Consider the following 21,042-nt stretch of genomic DNA (forward strand, 5'->3'; position numbering starts at 1 on the left):
CATGCGTGTCCGAGCTGCCCGGCCGGCACGTGCCGCGCTGGTCGTCGCCGACCAGCGCCGCGCCACCATACCGCCACAAAACACACCTCACTGCTGAAGAGGGTAGATCATGGATCAGGATTTCATCGCCGCAGCGCTCGACTATCACCGCTCTCCCACCCGCGGCAAGATTTCGGTCGTGCCCACCAAGGGCCTCACCAACCAGCGTGACCTTGCGCTCGCCTATTCGCCCGGCGTCGCCGCGGCCTGCGACGCGATCGTCGCCGACCCCGCCGAAGCCTTCGAGCTGACCAGCCGCGGTAACCTCGTCGCCGTCGTGACCAACGGCACCGCCGTGCTGGGGCTGGGCAACATCGGCCCGCTCGCTGCCAAGCCGGTGATGGAAGGCAAGGGCTGCCTGTTCAAGAAGTTCGCCAATATCGACGTCTTCGACATCGAGCTCGCCGAGAACGACCCCGACAAGCTGATCGAGATCATCGCTTCGCTCGAGCCCACGCTGGGCGGCATCAACCTTGAGGATATCAAGGCGCCGGAATGCTTCTACATCGAGAAGAAGCTGCGTGAGCGCATGAAGATTCCGGTCTTCCACGACGACCAGCACGGTACCGCCATCATCTCCGCCGCCGGCCTCGTCAACGGCCTCAAGGTGGTGGAGAAGGACATTGCAGAAGTCAAGCTGGTGTGCTCCGGGGCCGGCGCTGCGGCGATCGCATGCCTCGACATGATGGTCAGCGTGGGCCTGCGCCGCGAGAACATCTACGTCTGCGACTCCAAGGGTGTCATCTGGGAAGGCCGCGAAGCCAACATGGAGCCGACCAAGGCGCGCTATGCGCAGAAGACCGACGCACGCACGCTGGGCGACGTGATCGCCGGCGCCGACGTCTTCCTGGGGCTCTCCACCGCTGGGGTGCTCAAGCCCGAGATGGTGGCGAAGATGGCTGACAAGCCGCTGATCTTCGCGCTCGCCAACCCCAATCCCGAGATCCTGCCGGCCGACGCCAAGGCCGTGCGCCCGGACTGCATCATCGCGACCGGCCGTTCGGACTTCCCGAATCAGGTTAATAACGTGTTGTGCTTCCCCTTCATCTTCCGCGGTGCGCTGGACGTGGGCGCCACCACGATCAACGAGGAGATGAAGCTGGCCTGCGTGAAGGCGATCGCCGAGCTGGCCGAAGCCGAGGCCAGCGACATCGTGGCGAGCGCCTACGGCGGACAGGAGCTGAGCTTCGGCGCCGAGTACATCATTCCGAAGCCCTTCGATCCGCGCCTGATCGTCAAGATCGCGCCTGCGGTGGCGAAGGCCGCGATGGATTCGGGGGTTGCGACCAAACCGATCGAGGACTTCGATGCCTACGTGTCGAGCCTGAACGCCTTCGTCTATCAGTCCGGCATCGTCATGAAGCCGGTGTTCGCCGCAGCCAAGGAGGTGCCGGCCGAGCAGAAGCGCGTGATCTACGCCGAGGGCGAGGACGAGCGCGTGCTGCATGCGGTGCGCGTGGTGCTGGACGAGGGGATTGCCAAGCCGATCCTGATCGGCCGCCCCGAGGTGATCGAGATGCGCATCAAGAAGCTCGGCCTGATCCTGCAGCCCGGGCGCGACTTCGAGGTGGTCAACCCGGAGTCCGATCCGCGCTACCGCGAGTTGTGGACCGAATACCACCGCCTGATGAGCCGTGACGGCGTGACCCCCGAAGTGGCGAAGGCCAAGATCCGCCGCGACACCACGCTGATCGGCGCCATGCTGCTGCGCCGCGGCGATGCGGATGCGCTCGTGTGCGGCACTTTCGGCACCTACGACTACCACCTCGAGCAGGTGCGCAACGTCATCGGCCTGGCGCCGGATGCCAAGCTCTTCGCTGCCATGAACCTGCTGCTGCTGCCCAAGCGCATGCTCGCGATCGCCGACACCTATGTGAACGAATCGCCGAGCGCCGAGGAGATCGCCGAGATCGCCCGCATGGCGGCCGCGGAACTGCAGCGCTTCGGCATCGAGCCGAGCGTGGCGCTGCTGTCGCACTCGAGCTTCGGCAGTTCCACCTCCGCCTCGGCGCGCAAGATGCGTCGTGCCTGCGAGATCCTGCACGAGACTTCGCCGGAGCTGAACGTGGACGGCGAGATGCACGGCGATGCCGCGCTGTCGCAGGAGATCCGCGACGCGCTGTACCCGGACTCGCACCTGCAGGGGCAAGCCAACCTGCTGGTGATGCCGAACCTCGATGCGGCGAATATCTCCTTCAACCTGATGAAGGTGGCCAATGGAGACGGTGTCTCGGTTGGACCGATGCTGCTCGGCGCGGCGAAGGCGGTGCATATCCTCACGCCGTCGGCGACCGTCCGCCGGCTGGTGAACATCACCGCGCTGGCGGTGGTCGACGCCAAGGAAACGCGCGCCAGTCAGGGTTGATGCGCACGGGGCGCATGGGCTCCGTGGATCTCCTTCATCGTTGGGGCAGTCCTGTTTGGGGCTGCCCCGCTTTATTTTCTGACCTTCCGTGCTTTCTCCTTTTCCGATGATGAACGGCTCTCGATCCGCTCGCTTCCTGCGCCTCCCGGGGTGCGCGCTCGCGCTGCTCCTGTGTGCGCTGCCCGCAGCCGCCGCGGACTGGCTGCTCGCCGCTGCCGACCTCCAGGCGGTGCCCGGACAGAACTTCGAGCTCGTGGTGGTGGGCGGGGCCGGCGAGGATGCGAGCCACTGGCCGCAACGTCTGCCCGCCACCATCCAACTTCCCGGTGCGGGGCCGCGGATCGCCTTGCAACTGGTTGCGATCGGGCCGGTCGAGGCGGGGGTCACCCAGCGGCGCTATTTCGTGCGCTGGCCGATGGAGGTGACGGGCGTGGTCCGTGTCGTGCTCGATGAGCATTCCTCTGCACGCCTGCTCGTTGACGCCAGGGCGGACACGCAGCGCGTGGAGCCAGCCGCGGAGCAGGCGGAGAAGGGCCTCGACCCGCTCGCTCCTGTAGTAGCAGTGGCGCCGGATGCGGCGCCCGTCGAGCCTTCGGCCATCGGTTTCCATGAACCGATGTACTTCCTCGTCGGTGGCAAGGATCCGACATCTGCCCGCTTCCAGTTCAGTTTCAGATACCGGATTTTTGACGCCCACGGGGCGGTGGCAGAGAAGATTCCGGTGGCACGCGGCCTCTATTTCGGCTTTACCCAGACTTCGCTGTGGGATCTGGAGTCCGAATCCAAGCCGTTCCGCGATTCGAGCTTTCGTCCGTCGTTGTTCTACCGCTTGGCGCTGGACGATCCCGACCGTCGCGGTTCGCTTGCGCTCTACGGGGGTTACGAGCACGAGTCGAATGGCCGGGAGGACAGACCCTCGCGCAGCATCGATACCTTGTTCCTTCGCGCCGATGCGCGCATGCGGCTCGACGAAAAAGGAACCTATCTTGGCATCGCCCCCAAGCTCTGGACCTACCTGGATCGCGAGGACAACCCGGACATTGCGCGCTACCGCGGCTATGGCGAACTCGGTCTGCGCCTAGGGCGCGACGACGGGTTGATGTTCTCTACGCTGCTGCGTCGTGGCACGGCCGGCAAGATGGGGGCGCAGTACGACCTCTCCTATCCGATCCGGCGCAGCGTGTTCTCGGGGGTGGGGGCCTTCGTGCACGTGCAGGCGTACAAGGGATATGGTGAGACCCTGCTCGAGTACGACGAGAACAAGGAAACGCAGTTCAGGGTCGGCGTTTCGCTGGTACGCTGACTGCCCCCAAGGCCTGCCGCAGGGCGCCTGCGGCGCACAGGACAGAGAAGGAGAATCCGATGACCCATGCCATCCGCTTTCACCGCACCGGCGGCCCAGAAGTGTTGCAGTGGGAGGCGGTCGATCTGCCGCCGCCCGCCGCGGGCGAGGTGCGTCTGCGCCACCATGCGGTCGGGCTGAATTTCATAGACACCTATCATCGCAGCGGGCTCTATCCGCTGCCACTGCCTTCCGGCATCGGTCTGGAGGCTGCCGGCGTGGTCGAGGCGGTGGGCGAGGGCGTGGACGCGTTCGCACCGGGCGACCGCGTCGCCTACACTAGCGGGCCGCTCGGCGCCTATGCCGAGGCGCGCAACATCGAGGCCCGCCATCTGGTTCGCCTGCCCGAGAACATCTCCTTCGAGCAGGGTGCGGCGATGATGCTGCAGGGGATCACCGCCCACTATCTGCTGCATGCCACTTACCCGGTGAAGGCGGGCGAAACTATCCTGGTCCATGCCGCGGCCGGCGGTGTGGGTTCGATCCTGGTGCAGTGGGCCAAGCTGCTCGGTGCCACCGTGATCGGCACGGTGGGCAACGAGGAGAAGGCCGTGCGTGCGCGGGCGCTGGGTTGCGACCACGTCATCGTGTACAGCCGCGAGGACTTCGTCGGCCGTGTACGTGAGATCACCGCGGGCGAGGGGGTGGCGGTGGTGTACGACTCGGTCGGGCGTGACACCTTCCTGCACTCGATCGCCAGCCTGCGTCGGCGCGGAACGATGGTGAGCTATGGCAATGCCACTGGCCCGGTCGCGCCCTTCGACTGCGCCTTGCTGCAGAAGTCCGGGTCGATTTTCGTGACTCGGCCAGGGCTGTTCGACTATATCGCCACCCGTGATGAGCTGTGCGAGCGTAGCGCCGCACTCTTTGAGGTGGTGGGCAGCGGTAGGCTCCGGGTCGAGATCAACCAACGCTATGGGCTGCCTGATGCTGCGCAGGCGCACCGCGACCTCGAAGCACGCAAGACCACGGGCTCTACGATCCTCCTGCCCTGAAGCCGCTCCGGTGGGCGGCGGGCGCTGCCCACCGGAGCGGGCGCAAAAGGTGTAACGGAGTCGGCATCGGGCGCCGGTCCTTGCGCCCGCCTCGGGTAAAATTTGCGCCATGAATCCTGCAGCCCACCCTCCGGCCGAATCGAGCCTGGCGCCGAGCGCACCGCGCTTCGTACACCTCCGAGTCCACTCCGAATACTCGATCACCGACGGCATCGTCCAGCTCGACCAGGCGATCGCCGCCGCCGTCGAAGACGGCATGCCGGCGCTCGGCATGTCGGATCTGGCCAATCTGTTCGGCATGGTCAAGTTCTACAAAGGCGCGCGTGGCAAGGGCATCAAGCCCATCATCGGCGTGGATGCCTGGATCCAGAACGAGGCCGAGCGCGACAAGCCGCACCGCGTGCTGCTGATCTGCAGAAGCCGCGCGGGCTATGGTCAGCTGTGCGAGCTGCTCACGCGCGCCTACCTCGAGAACAAGCACCGCGGCCGCGCCGAGATGCGCCGCGAGTGGTTCGAGGGCGGCGCCGCCAGCGAGCTGCTGTGCCTGTCGGGCGCGATGAGCGGCGACATCGGCGCGGCGATCGCCGCCGGCAACCTCGCGCTTGCCGAGCAGCTCGCCGCCGACTGGGCGCGACTGTTCCCGGATGCCTTCTACATCGAGATCCAGCGCGCCGGCCACGCCGGTACCGAGGGTTACATCCGCCACGCGGTGGAGCTCGCTGGCCAGCTCGGCCTGCCGGTGGTGGCCACACACCCGGTGCAGTTCCTCAAGCGCGACGACTTCAAGGCCCACGAGGCGCGGGTGTGCATCGCGCAGGGCTACGTGCTGGCCGACAAACGCCGCCCGCGCGACTTCACCGAGGAGCAGTACCTCAAGAGCCAGGCCGAGATGTGCGAACTCTTCGCCGACCTGCCCGAGGCGCTCGAGAACGCGGTCGAGATCGCCCGCCGCTGCTCGTTGACGGTGCAACTGGGCAAGAACTTCCTGCCGCTGTTCCCGACCCCCGAGGGCATGACGCTCGATGACTTCCTGGTCGCGGAGGCGAAGAAGGGGCTGGAGGAGCGCCTCGTCCAGCTCTACCCGCACCCCGAGGAGCGCGAGCAGCAGCGCCCGCGCTACGAGCAGCGGCTCAAGTTCGAGACCGACACCATCATCCAGATGGGCTTCCCCGGCTACTTTCTGATCGTGGCCGACTTCATCCAGTGGGGCAAGAACAACGGCGTGCCGGTCGGCCCGGGGCGCGGTTCGGGCGCAGGCTCGCTGGTGGCGTATTCGCTCAAGATCACCGACATCGACCCGCTCGAGTACGCGCTGCTGTTCGAGCGCTTCCTGAACCCCGAGCGGGTGTCGATGCCCGACTTCGACATCGACTTCTGCCAGGACAACCGCTACCGCGTCATCGAGTACGTGCGCGAGCGCTACGGCAAGGATGCGGTGAGCCAGATCGCCACCTTCGGCACCATGGCCTCGAAGGCGGTGGTGCGTGACGTCGGCCGTGTGCTCGACCTGCCCTACGGCCTGTGCGACCGACTGTCGAAGCTGATCCCGATCGAGGGTGCCAAGCCCGTCTCGCTGAATAAAGCCTACGAGATGGAGCCGCAGATCGGCGAGATGATGGCCGACGGCAACGACGGCGAGTCGGTGCGCGACCTGTGGAGCCTGGCGCAGCCGCTGGAAGGGCTATCGCGCAACGTCGGCATGCACGCCGGCGGCGTGCTGATCGCGCCCGGCAAGCTCACCGACTTCTGCCCGCTCTACATCGCCGACGGCGACGATGCCACCCCGGTGTCGCAGTTCGACAAGGACGACGTCGAGGCCGTAGGCCTGGTGAAGTTCGACTTCCTGGGGCTGCGTAACCTCACCATCATCGAGCTCGCGCTGGAATACGTGGCGCGCCTGGAGGGCAGCCGGCCCGACCTGATGAGCCTGGGCTTCGAGGATCCTGCCGCCTACCAGATCCTGAAGGACGCCAACACCACGGCGATCTTTCAGGTCGAATCGGACGGCATGAAGAAGCTGCTGAAGAAGCTCGCGCCCGACCGCTTCGAGGACATCATCGCGGTGCTCGCGCTCTACCGTCCCGGCCCGCTCGGCTCGGGCATGGTGGACGACTTCATCCTGCGCAAGAAGGGCCAGCAGGAGATCGACTACTTCCACCCCGACCTCAAGGCCTGCCTGGAGCCGACCTACGGCGTGATCGTGTACCAGGAACAGGTGATGCAGATCAGCCAGATCATCGGCGGCTACACGCTCGGTGGCGCCGACATGCTGCGCCGCGCGATGGGCAAGAAGAAGGCCGACGAGATGGCCAAGCACCGCGCCACCATCGCCGAGGGCGCGAAGCAGAAGGGCTACGATCCGGCGCTCGCCGAGCAGCTCTTCGACCTGATGACCAAGTTCGCGGAGTACGGCTTCAACAAGTCGCACACTGCGGCCTACGCAGTCGTTACCTACCACACTGCCTGGCTGAAGGCGCACCACTGCGCGGCCTTCATGGCGGCGACGATGTCGTCCGATCTGGACAACACGGATACGGTCAAGATCTTCTACGAGGACACGCTCGCCAACGGCATCAAGGTGCTGCCGCCGGATGTGAATACCTCCGACTATCGCTTCGTGCCGGTCGATCGCAAGACCATCCGCTACGGTCTGGGCGCGGTGAAGGGCGTCGGCGAGCCGGCGGTGCGCGCGATCCTCGCCGCACGTCAGAAGGGTGGCGTTTTCGGTGACCTGTTCGACTTCTGCGAGCGGGTGGACCGCCGCATGGTGAACCGCCGCGTCATCGAGGCGCTGATCCGCGCCGGTGCGATGGATACGCTCTCCGGCCACGCCGGCCTGGACCGCGCGCAGCTGATGGCGACCGTGGCCCTGGCGATGGAGGCGGCCGAGCAGGCGGCGGCCAACGCGATGCAGGGCGGGCTCTTCGACCTGATGCCGGAAGCTGCCGGCGCGGCGCCCGCGTTCGCGAAGATTCGCCCGTGGAGCGAACGCGAGCGGCTCAAGGAAGAAAAGCTCGCGATCGGCTTTTTCCTTTCCGGACATCCCTTCAACGCCTTCAAGCCCGAGGTACGGCGCTTCGTGCGCCGCACGCTGGCTCAGCTCGAACCCTCGCGCGACATCACCATGCTCGCCGGCGTGGTCATGGAACAGCGCACCAAGGTCGGCAGCCGCGGCAAGATGGCCTTCGTGCAGATCGATGACGGTACCGAGCCGCGCGAAGTCACGGTGTATTCCGAGGTGCTCGATGCCAGCCGCGGCAAGATCGTCACCGACGAAGTGGTCGTGGTCGAGGCCAAGGTCAGCAACGACGACTTCTCCGGCGGGCTGCGCATCATCGCCGACCGCATCCTGACGCTCGGCGAGGCGCGCAGCCGCTTTGCGCGTGCGTTGGCCCTGCGCATCAACGGCGAGGTGGGCGCAAGCGGTGGCCCGGTGGCTGCGGCCGGCAAGCTGCAGACCCTGCTCGAGCCTTTCCGCGAAGGCGGTTGCCCGATCCGGGTGAGCTACCGCAACCAGGCCGCCGAGGCCGAACTGCCGCTCGGCGACGAGTGGCGGGTGCGGCTGGAAGACGCGCTGCTGGAAAGCCTGCGCGACTGGTTGGCGCCGGAGGCCGTCGAGGTGATCTACCAGTAAGGCGCGGGACCGGGGCGGCAGATACCGGGCCGCCGCGCTGCGGTCTCACGCCGTCGGACGTTGTTCGAAGCCCTCGATGGCGTCCGCGTCGGCCGCGCTGATTTCGATGCGCGCCACGTCGGCTTTCGGCGGCCCTTGGCGTGCCCAGTCGATGAAGTCGTCGATGCGCGCCTGGGGGCCGATCACAAGTGCCTCGACCCAGCCTTCGTGACGATTGCGCACCCAGCCGCGCAGCCCTAGGCGGGCAGCCGCGGCCTGCGCGCTGGCGCGGTACCACACGCCTTGCACCTTGCCATGGATGGCGAGCAGGCGCGCGACGGCGCCCTCCGAAGACGGATCGTTGAGGTCAGACATAGGCAATCTCCGGTTCCTTGCCGCTCAGCAGGCGTGCGCGGGCGACGGCCTCTTCGAGCGTGGCGGTGATGTTGTCGTCGCCCAGCCTGTCGAGGAAGCCCGAGCGGAACACGATCGATCCCGGCTGCGAGCCGAGCTGGCAGAGAATGAGTTGCGCCCCGCGCTTCTGCAGGTTGCGATGCAGGGTCTGCAGGATGTCGAGTCCGGTGGTGTCGAGGTTGAGCACCCGGTCCATGTCGAGAATGACCACATCGGGGTGGCCGTCCTGCATCAGCAGCAGGTTTTCGAGCTTGTTGGCGGCACCGAAGAACAGACTGCCGGAGAGCTTGTAGGCGAGCACGCGCGGTGTGCCGTCTGCGCGCAGCTGGGTCTCCGCGCCGTCCAGCTCGGGCAGCGTGATGCGCTCGATGCGGGTGAGATCCGACATGCGGTACATGAAGAACAGGCTCGCCAGCACCATGCCGATCTCCACCGCCAGCGTGAGGTCGAACACCACGGTGATGAAGAAGGTGCCGAGCAGGATCGTCCGGTACTGCAGCGAGTAGCGCGCCAGTTCGCGCGGCGCGAAGGCATGCCATTCGCCCATGTTGATCGACACGATGACCACGATCGCCGACAGCGTGGCGAGCGGGATGTGGCTGGCGGCGGGAGCGAGCGCGAGCACGATCGCCAGCAGTACGCCGGCGTGGATGATGCCGGCGACTGGGGTGCGCCCACCGGTGCGGATGTTGGTGGCGGTGCGTGCGATCGCGCCGGTGGCGGCGAAGCCACCGAACAGCGGCGCGGCGACGTTGGCGATGCCTTGTGCCATGAGTTCCTGGTTGGGGTCGTGGCGGTCGTCGATCTGGCTGTCGGCCACCCGCGCCGAGAGCAGGGATTCGATCGCGCCCAGCAGCGCGATCGTGATCGCCGGGGCGATCAGCTTGCCGAGCATCGACAGGCTGAGCTCGGGCAGGCCGAAGGCCGGGATCTCCTGCGGGATGCCGCCGAAGCGGCTGCCGATGGTGTCGACCGGCAGGGCGAGCAGCGCATTGACCGCGGTCATCACGATGAGCACGGCCAAGGGACCTGGCAAGCGCCGCATCCAGGCGACCCGCCGCGCCTGGCGGTTCCAGCCAATGAGGATGACGAGCGAGACGACCGCCACCGCCAGCGTGGGCAGGTGCAGGGTCGGCAGGGCGTCGATCAGCGCCGCCATCTTGGCGAAGAACTCGCCTGGCAGGTCGGTGATCTGCAGGCCGAGGAAGTCCTTGATCTGCGAGATGAAGATCACCACCGCGATGCCGTTGGTGAAGCCGATCACGACCGACAGCGGGATGAAACGGATCATGTTGCCCAGGCGCAGCGCGCCCATGGCGAACAGCAGCACGCCCGACATCATCGTGGCGATGAGCAGGTTCTGCACGCCGAGGTCGGCGACGATGGCGTAGATGATTGGGATGAAGGCGCCGGTGGGGCCGCCGATCTGCACCCGGGAGCCACCGAGCAGCGCGATCAGGAAGCCGGCGACGATCGCCGTCCAGATGCCGGCGGTGGGCGACATGCCCGAGGCGATCGCGAAGGCCATCGCCAGCGGCAGCGCGAGTACGCCAACGGTAATGCCCGAGGAGAGGTCGCCGATGAAGGTGGCCCGGCCATAGCCGGGCAGCGTGTCGAAGAGTTTGGGACGGAAGTCGAGTTTCATGCTTTCTCCGCTGCGTACTGGTTCAGGACGGGGCACGAGGCCCATGCGGCGCCGCCTTCGGATCGAGGGCCGACGCGAGCGGCGGAGAGACTCACCCTCGGCCCGCGTGGTGCAGGACGATCCAGCGTTTCGAGGGTGTGAGCGGCATGGCGGCTACTCGTGGCGGATCACTTCACCTTCATGCCCGGCACCGCGCCGTCGTCGGGCGACAGGATGAAGAGGCCCGGCGTGGCGCCTTCGGTGTCCGAGGCTGCGAGCACCATGCCCTCGCTCATGCCAAACTTCATCTTGCGTGGTGCGAGGTTGGCGACCATGACCGTCATGCGCCCGACGAGTGTGGCCGGGTCGTAGGCCGACTTGATGCCGGCGAAGACCTGGCGCGGCTTGGCATTGCCGGCTTCGTCGGTTTCGCCGATGTCGAGCTGCAGGCGGATCAGCTTGTCGGCGCCTTCGACGTGCTCGGCATCGACGATGCGGGCGATGCGCAGGTCGACCTTGGTGAAGTCGTCGATCGAGATGTGGGGCGATGCCGTCTCGGCCGCCTGCGCGGCGTGCTGCTGCTTTTCGGCGTGGCGCTGCTGGGAGGTCGCGGCTTTCGCGTCCTTCGCCTCTTTCGCCGGGGCAGCGGCCGGCGCGAGCGACTCGCGGTTGGCCTCGAGCAGGGCGTCGATCTGCTTGCGCTCGACGCGGGTCATCAGGTGGCTGTACGCCTGGATGGCGTGGCCTTCAGGCAGCGGCGCCCATTCGCCCTGCCAGTCCATCGTCGGGATGGTGAGGAAGGCCTCGACCTGCGCGGCCAGCGCCGGCAGCACCGGCTTGAGGTAGCGGGTGAGATCGCGGAACATCGTCAGCGCGGTGCTGCACACCGTGTGCAGGTGCGCTTCCTGGCCTTCCTGCTTGGCGAGTTCCCACGGCTTGTGGTCGTTGACGTACTGGTTGGCGACATCGGCCAGGCGCATGATCTCGCGCAGCGCGCGGCTGTAGTCGCGCTCGTCGTAGGCGGTGGCGATCCGGCCCTCGCTCCATGCGGCGGCGAACTCGGCACAGGCGGCGGCATCAACTTCGCCCAGCTTGCCGTCGAAACGTTTGCCGATGAAGCCGGCGCAGCGGCTGGCGATGTTCACGAACTTGCCGACGAGGTCGGAATTGACCTTGGCGATCATGTCGTCGAGGTTGAGGTCGACGTCTTCCATGGTGCCGTTGGACTTGCCGGCGAAGTAGTAGCGCAGCCACTCGGGATTGAGCTTCTGCGCGATGTAGGAGTGCGCGGTGATGAAGGTGCCGCGGCTCTTGCTCATCTTGGCGCCATCGACGGTGAGGAAGCCGTTGACGCACAGCTGGCTGGGGGTGTTGTAGCCGGCGAACTTCAGCATCGCCGGCCAGAACAGGGCGTGGAAGTAGAGGATGTCCTTGCCGATGAAGTGCACCATCTCGGTGCCGGCCGTGGCGGCGCGGGCGGCGTCCGTGTAGTCCTCGACGGTAATCGTCTCGCCCGCGGCGGCGCGCTTCTCGACGAGGTTGCGGAAGCTGGCGAGGTAGCCGATCGGCGCGTCCAGCCACACGTAGAAGTACTTGCCCGGCGCGCCCGGGATCTCGAAGCCGAAGTAGGGCGCGTCGCGCGAGATGTCCCAGTCGGAGAGCTTGTTTTCGCCTTCCTCGCCGAGCCACTCCTTCATCTTGTTGGCGGCTTCCGCCTGCAGGCGGCGCTCGCCGGCGGTGTTGGTGCCGCGCGTCCATTCGCGCAGGAACGCCACCGCGCGCTCGTCCGAGAGCCGGAAGAAATAGTGCTCCGAAGTCTTCAGCACCGGTTTGGCGCCGGACACCGCGGAGTAGGGGTTCTTGAGCTCGGTGGGAGCGTAGGCCGCACCGCAGGCCTCGCAGTTGTCGCCGTACTGGTCGGCCGCGCCGCACTTGGGACATTCGCCCTTGATGAAGCGGTCGGGCAGGAACATCTCCTTGACCGGGTCGTAGTACTGCTCGATCGAGCGCGTGTCGATCAGGCCGCCGGTCTTCAGCTTGCCGTAGATGTCCTCGGCGTAGAAGCGGTTCTCGGGGCTGTGCGTGGAGTGGTAGTTGTCGAAGGCGACGCCGAAGGCGGTGAAGTCACGCAGGTGTTCGCCATGCACGCGGTCGATGAGCTGCTCGGGGGTGAGGCCTTCCTTCTCGGCGCGCAGCATGACCGGCGTGCCGTGGGTGTCGTCCGCGCAGACGTAGTGCACCGAATGGCCCCGCATGCGCTGGTAGCGCACCCAGATGTCGGCCTGGATGTAGCCCACCAGGTGGCCGAGGTGGATGTCGCCGTTGGCGTAGGGCAGGGCGTTGGTGACGAGGATCTTGCGAGACATGATGTGTGCGGACGGGCCTGCTGAATAAAGTCAGGAGTTTAACAAAGCGGGCGCCCGCACTGTGGTCGCGCGCAAGGATCTGGGTCTGCTCGCGAATCGGGTGCTCCGGGCGCCTTCTCTTCATGAACACGTCCTCCACGGCGGGCAGGGGGCGGTTGGATGCACCTGATGCTCAAGGTTGCCGGCTGAGGATCAGTTCTACCCGACGGTTCCGCGCGCGTCCTTCATCGGTGGCGTTGCTGGTGAGCGGGTCAGCTTCGCCATGGCCGTCCGCGCTCAGGCGTTCCAGCGCGATGCCGCGCTGGCGGAGGTGCTCGGCGACCGCTTCGGCCCGGGTGATCGACAACTGCAGATTGACCATCTCGCTACCCTGGCTGTCCGTATGGCCGACCACCTTCACCGCCGCACCCCCTTCGCCGGCGAGGACGGCTGCGAGCGTATCGAGCGCCTTGGCCAGGGGTGGGCGGATCTCTGCGCTGCCGCTCGCGAACCCGTCGGGCACCGGAATCTGCAGGCGTAGCCCCTGGACTTCGGGGCCGCCGATCTCGATGCCGTGCACCTCGGCGGTGGCTGTGAGCAGGCGCTGGCGGAGCGCCGGCCAGTCCGGCTCGGGCGTGCTCACGCGCACGAGTGCATGGCGATTGATCGGGTCGGTGGGTTCGGGGGCGGGGAGGGTCGCGCAGGCGCCGAGCAGCAGGACGGAACCGACAAGGGGGAGGAGACGGCAGCAGCGTTGCGTATTCATGGAGGGCGTGGATGGATGCCTCTTGGGGGGCGCCTGCCGTGGCAAGGCGTCGCGCCAGATCGTGGGTGCAGCGGAACTGCAGGAATAAACCCTGTTCAGAACGCGGGTGAGCGAATGCTCCCGCTCCGGTATGATTCTGCCGCTTTCACCCCGCAGCGGGTGCACCGATTTTCGAGGAAAACGCGATGAGTCTTGATCAGCAAACCGTAAACGAAGCGCTCAAGCAGGTGATCGACCCGAATACCGGCAAGGATTTCGTGGCTGGCCGCAGCATCCGTAACCTGAGCGTAGAGCACGGCGCCGTCCGTTTCGATGTCGAGCTCGGCTATCCGGCCAAGAGCCAGCATGAGCCCATCCGTGCCCTGTTGAGCGAGGCCGTGTCGAAGCTGCCCGGTGTCCAGCGCGTCGAGATCAAGGTGACCAGCAAGGTCGTGGCGCACGCGGTGCAGCAGGGTGTGAAGCTGCTGCCGGGTGTGCGCAACATCATTGCCGTCGCTTCGGGCAAGGGCGGCGTGGGCAAGAGCACGACTGCGGTGAATCTCGCGCTGGCGCTGTCGGCCGAAGGCGCTCGGGTCGGCATCCTCGACGCCGACATCTATGGTCCCTCGCAGCCGCAGATGCTGGGCATCGGCGATCAGCGTCCGGTGTCGGCAGACGGCAAGACCATGATCCCGCTGCAGGCCTACGGACTTCAGGCCATGTCGATCGGCTTCCTGATCGACCCTGATACGCCGATGGTCTGGCGGGGGCCGATGGCTACGCAGGCGCTGAACCAGATGCTCAAGGACACCGCCTGGGACGATCTCGACTACCTCGTCATCGACATGCCGCCGGGCACCGGCGACATCCAGCTCACCCTGTCGCAGAGCGTTCCGGTGACCGGTGCAGTCATCGTCACCACGCCGCAGGACATCGCCCTGCTCGATGCGCGCAAGGGCGTGAAGATGTTCGAGAAGGTGGGTGTGCCCATCCTGGGTGTGGTGGAGAACATGAGCATCCACATCTGTTCGAAGTGTGGCCACGAGGAGCACATCTTCGGCCACGGCGGTGGCGAGAAGATGTGCGCGGATTTCAATGTGCCCTTCCTCGGCGCGCTTCCGCTGGATATCCAGATTCGCAGCGAGGCCGACGGTGGCTCGCCGACCGTCGTCGCCGACCCCGAGGGGCGCATCGCCTCGACCTACAAGCAGATCGCGCGCCGGGTCGCGGTGCGCATCGCAGAGCGCTCGAAGGACATGACGCACAAGTTCCCGAACATCGTCATCAAGAGCACCTGAACCCGGGTGCTTCCGGGGCGGAGCGCCACGGCGGCCGTCCCGGTGTGCGGTGCAGCAACAATGCCGTGGCGAGGTCTTTCCCCGCTGCGGCGCTTGTCCTACACTACGCCGCTTTTACGACCGGCCCTGCTGCCGGCCGCAACGCACTCCGCTGGAACCCGCGCCCATGTCCATCAAGTCCGACAAGTGGATCCGCCGCATGGCCCAAGAGGCCGGCATGATCGAGCCCTTCGCGCCGGAGTTGGTGCGCAGCAACGACAGCGGCCGCATCGTCTCCTACGGCACCTCGAGCTACGGCTACGACGTGCGCGTGGCAAACGAATTCAAGATCTTCACCAACATCAACTCGACCATCGTCGACCCCAAGGACTTCGATGCGCGCAACTTCGTCGATTTCACGGGCGACGTCTGCATCATCCCGCCGAATTCCTTCGCACTGGCGCGCACGGTCGAGTATTTCCGCATTCCGCGCAGCGTGCTGACAGTGTGTCTGGGCAAGAGCACCTACGCGCGCTGCGGCATCATCGTGAATGTCACCCCGCTCGAGCCCGAGTGGGAAGGCCACGTGACGCTCGAGTTCTCCAACACCACGCCGCTGCCGGCCAAGATCTACGCCAACGAAGGCGTGGCGCAGATGCTGTTCTTCGAGTCGGACGAGGTGTGCGAGACCTCTTACAAAGATCGCGGTGGCAAGTATCTCGGCCAGACTGGCGTCACCTTGCCAAAGATCTGAAGCGACGACGCGCAGAGAGGATGCATCCACGGGGCCGCCTGACGGCCCCTTGTACTTTTCCGAAGCACTTTCGGTAACGCGCAGGCAACCCACGACGGCTACCCTGCCCATTTTGTCCGTCCCGCAAGGACACCGCTGGAGAGGACCAGGATGAGATTTCACTTCCCCATCATCATCATCGACGAGGATTTCCGCTCGGAGAACACCTCGGGACTGGGGATCCGCGCGCTGGCGAAGGCGATCGAGGACGAAAGCATGGAGGTGCTCGGTGTCACCAGCTATGGCGACCTGACCTCCTTCGCGCAACAGCAGAGCCGCGGCTCTGCCTTTATCCTGTCGATCGATGACGAGGAGTTTTCCTCGCCCGAGGCTTCGGCCAAGGCCATCGCCGATCTGCGCGCCTTCGTCGTCGAGATTCGCTTCCGCAATGCCGACATCCCGATCTTCCTGCATGGCGAGACGCGCACTACGCGCCATATCCCCAACGATGTGCTGCGCGAGATGCACGGCTTCATCCACATGTTCGAGGACACACCGGAGTTCATCGCGCGCTACGTGGTGCGGGAGGCGAAGAACTACCTCGATTCGCTGGCGCCGCCCTTCTTCCGCGCACTGGTGCACTACGCCGCCGACAGCTCGTATTCGTGGCACTGTCCGGGGCACTCGGGCGGGGTCGCCTTCCTGAAGAGCCCGGTGGGCCAGATGTTCCACCAGTTCTTCGGCGAGAACATGCTGCGTGCGGACGTCTGCAACGCGGTGGACGAGCTTGGTCAACTGCTCGACCATACCGGTCCGGTGGCGGCCTCGGAGCGCAATGCGGCGCGCATTTTCAACTGCGACCACCTGTACTTCGTCACCAACGGCACCTCGACCTCGAACAAGATGGTGTGGCACACCACGGTGGCGCCCGGCGACATCGTCGTCGTCGACCGCAACTGCCACAAGTCCATCCTCCACTCGATCATCATGACCGGTGCGGTGCCGGTGTTCCTGACGCCGACGCGCAACCACTACGGCATCATCGGCCCGATCCCGCTGGAGGAGTTCTCGATCGAGAACATTCAGAAAAAGATCGAGGCCAACCCCTTCGCTCGCGAGGCGAAGAACAAGAAGCCGCGCATTCTGACGATGACGCAGTCGACCTACGATGGCGTGGTCTACAACGTCGAGACCATCAAGGAAATGCTCGACGGCCAGATCGACACCCTGCACTTCGACGAAGCCTGGTTGCCGCACGCCGCCTTCCACGATTTCTACGGCGACTATCACGCGATCGGCGCGGATCGTCCGCGGTGCCGCGAGTCGATGGTGTTCTCCACCCAGTCGACCCACAAGCTGCTCGCCGGCCTGAGCCAAGCCTCGCAGATCCTGGTGCAGGACTCGCAGACTCGCAAACTCGACCGCGACATCTTCAACGAGGCCTATCTGATGCACACCTCGACCTCGCCGCAGTACGCGATCATCGCGTCCTGCGACGTGGCGGCCGCGATGATGGAGGCACCAGGCGGTACCGCGCTGGTGAACGAATCACTGTCCGAGGCGGTGGAGTTCCGCCGCGCGATGCGCAAGGTGGACGCCGAGTTCGGCGAGGACGAGTGGTGGTTCAAGGTCTGGGGGCCGGATTATCTCGCCGAGGAAGGCATCGGTCACCGTGACGACTGGACCCTGAAGGCGGGCGAGCGCTGGCACGGCTTCGGCAACCTGGCCGAAGGCTTCAACATCCTCGACCCGATCAAGGCCACGATCATCACCCCGGGTCTCAACATGGACGGCGACTTCGCCGAACACACGGGCATCCCGGCGGCGATCGTCACCAAGTACCTGGCGGAGCACGGCATCATCGTCGAAAAGACTGGCCTGTACTCCTTCTTCATCATGTTCACCATCGGCATCACCAAGGGCCGCTGGAACACGATGGTGACCGAGTTGCAGCAGTTCAAGGACGACTACGATCGCAACCAGCCGTTGTGGCGGGTGATGCCCGAGTTCATCGCCAAGCACCCCCGTTACGAGCGCGTCGGCCTGAAGGATCTGTGCAACCAGATCCACAGCTTCTACAAGGATCACGATGTTGCCCGACTGACCACCGAGATGTATCTCTCGGACATGGTGCCGGCGATGAAGCCTGCCGATGCCTTCGCGAAGATGGCCCACCGTGAGATCGAGCGTGTGGTGCTCGACGAACTCGAGGGCCGCGTCACGGCGATGCTGGTCACGCCTTATCCGCCGGGTATCCCACTGCTGATCCCGGGCGAGCGCTTCAATGCCACGATCGTGCGTTACCTGAAGTTCGCGCGCGACTTCAATGCGCGCTTCCCCGGCTTCGAGACGGACATCCACGGTCTGGTCAAGGGCGAGGACGGCCGCTACCACGTCGATTGCGTGAAGGGATGAGCGCTGGCGCCCGGGTACCTGGGCGCTTCGATTGAAGAAGGAAGAAGGGCCGCGGATTGCGGCCCTTCTTCATGGTGTGTGGTGTCGGGGGCTCAGCGTCGCCGGTACTGCACGAAGTCGAAGTCGTACTCGTTCTCTTCGTCTGCGCTGCGCGCTTCGCGCCGGTCTTCCACGAATTCGGACAGATCGAAGGGCGGGAAGTGCGCATCCCCTTCGACGTCCGCCCAGACTTCGGTGAGCTCCAGTCGGTCAGCCAGGGGAAGTAAAGTGTCGTAAAGCTGCGCGCCGCCGATGACGAACAGCGTGCCGCTGTCCATAGCGGCTGCGATCGCAGCCTCCGGGCTGGCAAAGACTTCGGCGCCGTCGGCGTTGAAGTCTTTGCTGCGGGACACCACCATGTTGCGCCGCCCGGGCAAAGGACGTCCGAGCGATGCCCAGGTCTTGCGCCCCATCAGGATGGGGTGCCCCATGGTCAGCGCACGGAAACGCTGCAGATCCGCCTTCAGCCGCCAGGGTAGGCCATTGTCGCGGCCGATCACGCCGTTGCGCGCGACGGCGGCGACGATGACGATCTCGGGGGTCTTGCTCATATGGCCACCGGAGCCTTGATATGTGGGTGGGGATCGTAGCCTTCGAGGCTGAAGTCCTCGAAGCGGAACGCGAATATGTCCTTGACCGTAGAGTTGAGCCGAAGTTGCGGCAGCGCGCGCGGCGTGCGCGACAGTTGCTCCCGCGCCTGATCGAGATGGTTCAGGTAAAGGTGGCAGTCCCCGCCTGTCCAGATGAAATCGCCCGGTTCGAGATCACACACCTGTGCCACCATGTGCGTCAGCAGCGCGTAGGACGCGATGTTGAACGGGACGCCCAGGAAGATGTCCGCACTGCGCTGATAGAGCTGACATGAGAGCCTGCCCTTTGCCACGTAGAACTGAAAGAGTGCGTGGCAGGGGGGAAGCGCCATGCGGTCTACCTCCCCCGGATTCCAGGCCGAGACGATGTGGCGGCGGGAGTCCGGGTTGCTCCGGATGCCATCGATCAGTCGGGCGATCTGGTCCACGCGGGTGCCATCGGCGTTCTCCCAGCGGCGCCACTGCTTCCCATAAACCGGGCCAAGCTCACCGTCCTCGTCTGCCCATTCGTCCCAGATCGAGACCCCGTTTTCCTTGAGGTAACGGATGTTGGTGTCGCCCTGGAGGAACCAGAGCAGTTCATGAATGATGGAGCGGGTGTGGAGCTTCTTCGTCGTCAGGAGTGGAAAGCCTTTCTGCAGGTTAAAGCGCATCTGCCAACCGAACACCGACACGGTACCGGTTCCGGTTCGGTCGGTCTTGCCGTCGCCGTGCTCGAGCACGTGGCGCATCAGGTCGAGGTACTGTTGCATGGGGGCCCTCGCAAAAGCCTCGATTCTAACGGGTGAGTACCCGCTCCTGCCATTTGAGCCGCGGCGTCGCGACAGCCTATATGATCTGGACATTGCGCGGCTGCGAGGCGCAGAATGCCGCAAACACATCGGCGGGTAGGGTGTGCCCCTGAGCGGCGTCCTCTGCCCGCCCATTCGGAGACCGTCTTGCACGCCCCCAGGCCTCTCGATTATTCCCCTGTTGCCGTCTTTGCGGGTGCCGGAGACGTTGTTGCCGGCTTTCATGCAGCGGCGTTCGCGTTGCGCTCGCTTGCCGGACCCGGTCATGAGAGCGCGGGGGATGCAGCATTCGGCATCGTCTGCAGCTATGGCGATGCCTTCGGAGATGCTGTCGCTTCCTCTGCTCCGGGAGCCGGTGCCGGGCGTGTTCGGGATGCGGGCTGGGCTGTGCGCTGGGTGGCCAGCGTACGTGACTGCGCGATCGCCTTGAGTGATGCGTACTGGGCGTCGTGCAGGGGCGCGGATGGTTCGGCGCCCGCTGCGTACCGCCTGCGTCTGGCGTCGAGCGCTGCGGAAGTGGTCAAGTGGTCCGCCTGCAGCCGAAGCCGCCCGCCCCTGGATGTATGGGGGCGTCTGGCCGTTCTCTTCACTGACGCTCCCGAGTCGTATGGACGACTGGTCGGGGGCGACCTGCCGGGCATCGGGCGAGAGTATCTGCGTGCGATCGCTTACCATAGCGCGGGTCTTGACCAGATGGTGCTCGATACGGCGCTCGCGGCCTGCGCATTGATCGACCGTGCGCTGCCCTTCATCGAGTTGTCCCGCAAGAAGAGTCTGCCGCTCCAGTATGTGGTTTCGCCACCGGATGCGCCGATGCCGGAGCGCCGGGCGGGAGAGCCGTCGTCGGGAGCGTGGCATTTCCAGGCGGACGCTGCAGGCGAGCTTCTGCGCGGATTCCGGGCGGCGCTCGAGCGTGGGGAAGTGCCGGCAGCACTTGCGGGGCAACCCCTTCCGGTACTGCACGATGCCGTCGAGGCGCTCCTCCGTAGATGGTCTGCGGACCCGCCCATCCGTCTGCGTCGACGCTTCCCTCAGGAAGCCGAGATCGACGTGACGCATGGGTTCGAGAACTGCCTTGCCGTACTGGATGAGCGTGCCTCAATCTCACGCCAGAGGTGCCGCACACTGGACTTCAGCCATAGCGGCTTGCACTTTTCCATGGACCTTGAACCCCCGGGGGGCTGGCCTGACATCGGAGGGCTGGTTGCTGTGCATTTCGTAGATGGGCAGGGCTGGCAGCTTGGGGTCGTCCGCCGGCTTGGTTTTGGGCAGCCGCTGACGGACCTTGGTATCGAACTGATTGCGCGTAAACCGCAGGCTGCGGATCTCGATGACGGGCGCTCGCCGGTGCGCTGCATTCTGTGCGACGAAGTATTGAAAGGGGAGTTGGTGCGGGTGGTGCTGCCATCCGACTGCGAGTTCGTATCGGAGCGAGTCTTCCTGCGCTCAGTTGCGGGCTTGTTCACCCTGCGCAAGCTCCAGCAGGAACTTGTCGAGCGAGACTATCGTATCTGCACCTTCCAGGTGCTCTGATCCGCCCGAGTGGATCGTTTAGGTTTTTGTGCAGATAGTGCTTGACGTTGTTTCTGCTGGGTCTATAATGCGCACCTCTTCAGCGCTGCAGCGGTTTCTTCGGAAGCGGTGTGCGGGGTTGAGGAGGTTGAAGCGGGAGGTTGTTGGGCGGTGGATCGGGTCTTGGTGGTGAGCCGGGGTGT

The 21,042-nt window shown here is 65.5% G+C and carries 14 protein-coding genes; 8 read left to right on the forward strand and 6 right to left on the reverse strand.

From position 1 onward, the window contains the following. Positions 1-109 precede the first annotated feature (109 nt). The 4 genes from ACNKW1_RS12840 to dnaE all read left to right on the forward strand — a co-directional run bounded on the left by ACNKW1_RS12840 (position 110) and on the right by dnaE (position 8,375). Positions 110-2,404 carry an NADP-dependent malic enzyme gene (locus tag ACNKW1_RS12840; RefSeq protein WP_418364986.1) on the forward strand — a complete coding sequence of 765 codons (2,295 nt, stop codon included), beginning with the start codon at positions 110-112 and terminating at the stop codon, positions 2,402-2,404. A gap of 88 nt (positions 2,405-2,492) precedes the next feature. Beyond that, complete coding sequence (locus ACNKW1_RS12845) at positions 2,493-3,707, forward strand: phospholipase A (RefSeq protein ID WP_418364987.1); 1,215 nt, start codon at positions 2,493-2,495, stop codon at positions 3,705-3,707. A 59-nt stretch (positions 3,708-3,766) separates the two neighbouring features. Continuing rightward, positions 3,767-4,741, forward strand: a complete 975-nt coding sequence (locus ACNKW1_RS12850; RefSeq protein ID WP_418364988.1) for a quinone oxidoreductase family protein — start codon at positions 3,767-3,769, stop codon at positions 4,739-4,741. A 109-nt stretch (positions 4,742-4,850) separates the two neighbouring features. After that, complete coding sequence (gene dnaE, locus ACNKW1_RS12855) at positions 4,851-8,375, forward strand: DNA polymerase III subunit alpha (protein ID WP_418364989.1); 3,525 nt, start codon at positions 4,851-4,853, stop codon at positions 8,373-8,375. A 45-nt stretch (positions 8,376-8,420) separates the two neighbouring features. Here the strand turns inward: dnaE and ACNKW1_RS12860 are convergent, their stop codons facing one another. The 4 genes from ACNKW1_RS12860 to ACNKW1_RS12875 all read right to left on the reverse strand — a co-directional run bounded on the left by ACNKW1_RS12860 (position 8,421) and on the right by ACNKW1_RS12875 (position 13,503). Beyond that, the gene (locus ACNKW1_RS12860; RefSeq protein WP_418364990.1) at positions 8,421-8,729 is read right to left on the reverse strand and encodes an acylphosphatase; all 309 of its coding nucleotides are present in this window, start codon (positions 8,727-8,729) and stop codon (positions 8,421-8,423) included. Next, complete coding sequence (locus tag ACNKW1_RS12865; RefSeq protein WP_418364991.1) at positions 8,722-10,413, reverse strand: SulP family inorganic anion transporter; 1,692 nt, start codon at positions 10,411-10,413, stop codon at positions 8,722-8,724. Before ACNKW1_RS12865 ends, ACNKW1_RS12860 begins: the two co-directional genes overlap by 8 nt. 167 nt (positions 10,414-10,580) lie before the next feature. Next, positions 10,581-12,758 carry a methionine--tRNA ligase gene (gene metG, locus ACNKW1_RS12870; RefSeq protein ID WP_418364992.1) on the reverse strand — a complete coding sequence of 726 codons (2,178 nt, stop codon included), beginning with the start codon at positions 12,756-12,758 and terminating at the stop codon, positions 10,581-10,583. Positions 12,759-12,930: 172 nt separating this feature from the next. Further along, complete coding sequence (locus tag ACNKW1_RS12875; RefSeq protein ID WP_418364993.1) at positions 12,931-13,503, reverse strand: OmpA family protein; 573 nt, start codon at positions 13,501-13,503, stop codon at positions 12,931-12,933. 185 nt (positions 13,504-13,688) lie between these two features. Between ACNKW1_RS12875 and apbC the strand changes: the two genes are divergently transcribed. From apbC to ACNKW1_RS12890, 3 genes are all read left to right on the forward strand, one after another. After that, positions 13,689-14,780, forward strand: coding sequence for an iron-sulfur cluster carrier protein ApbC (apbC, locus tag ACNKW1_RS12880; RefSeq protein WP_418364994.1), 1,092 nt, complete (start codon positions 13,689-13,691; stop codon positions 14,778-14,780). Between the two features lie 166 nt (positions 14,781-14,946). Then, positions 14,947-15,513, forward strand: coding sequence for a dCTP deaminase (gene dcd, locus ACNKW1_RS12885; protein WP_048705906.1), 567 nt, complete (start codon positions 14,947-14,949; stop codon positions 15,511-15,513). A gap of 150 nt (positions 15,514-15,663) precedes the next feature. After that, on the forward strand, positions 15,664-17,907 hold the full coding sequence (locus ACNKW1_RS12890) for an arginine/lysine/ornithine decarboxylase (protein ID WP_320368283.1): 2,244 nt from the start codon (positions 15,664-15,666) through the stop codon (positions 17,905-17,907). 92 nt (positions 17,908-17,999) lie between these two features. Here ACNKW1_RS12890 and ACNKW1_RS12895 read toward each other — a convergent pair whose 3' ends face one another. Next, on the reverse strand, positions 18,000-18,497 hold the full coding sequence (locus ACNKW1_RS12895) for a dihydrofolate reductase (protein ID WP_418364995.1): 498 nt from the start codon (positions 18,495-18,497) through the stop codon (positions 18,000-18,002). Further along, on the reverse strand, positions 18,494-19,288 hold the full coding sequence (locus tag ACNKW1_RS12900) for a thymidylate synthase (RefSeq protein WP_320368281.1): 795 nt from the start codon (positions 19,286-19,288) through the stop codon (positions 18,494-18,496). The genes ACNKW1_RS12895 and ACNKW1_RS12900 overlap by 4 nt, the downstream gene beginning before the upstream one ends. Positions 19,289-19,723: 435 nt before the next feature. Here ACNKW1_RS12900 and ACNKW1_RS12905 point away from each other — a divergent pair, with 435 nt between their 5' ends. Next, positions 19,724-20,860: a hypothetical protein gene (locus ACNKW1_RS12905; protein ID WP_418364996.1), complete on the forward strand. Its 1,137-nt coding sequence runs from the start codon at positions 19,724-19,726 to the stop codon at positions 20,858-20,860. The last annotated feature ends 182 nt before the right edge of the window (positions 20,861-21,042 follow it).

It is taken from the genome of Thauera sp. WH-2 (assembly GCF_048321015.1).
Lineage (GTDB): Bacteria > Pseudomonadota > Gammaproteobacteria > Burkholderiales > Rhodocyclaceae > Thauera.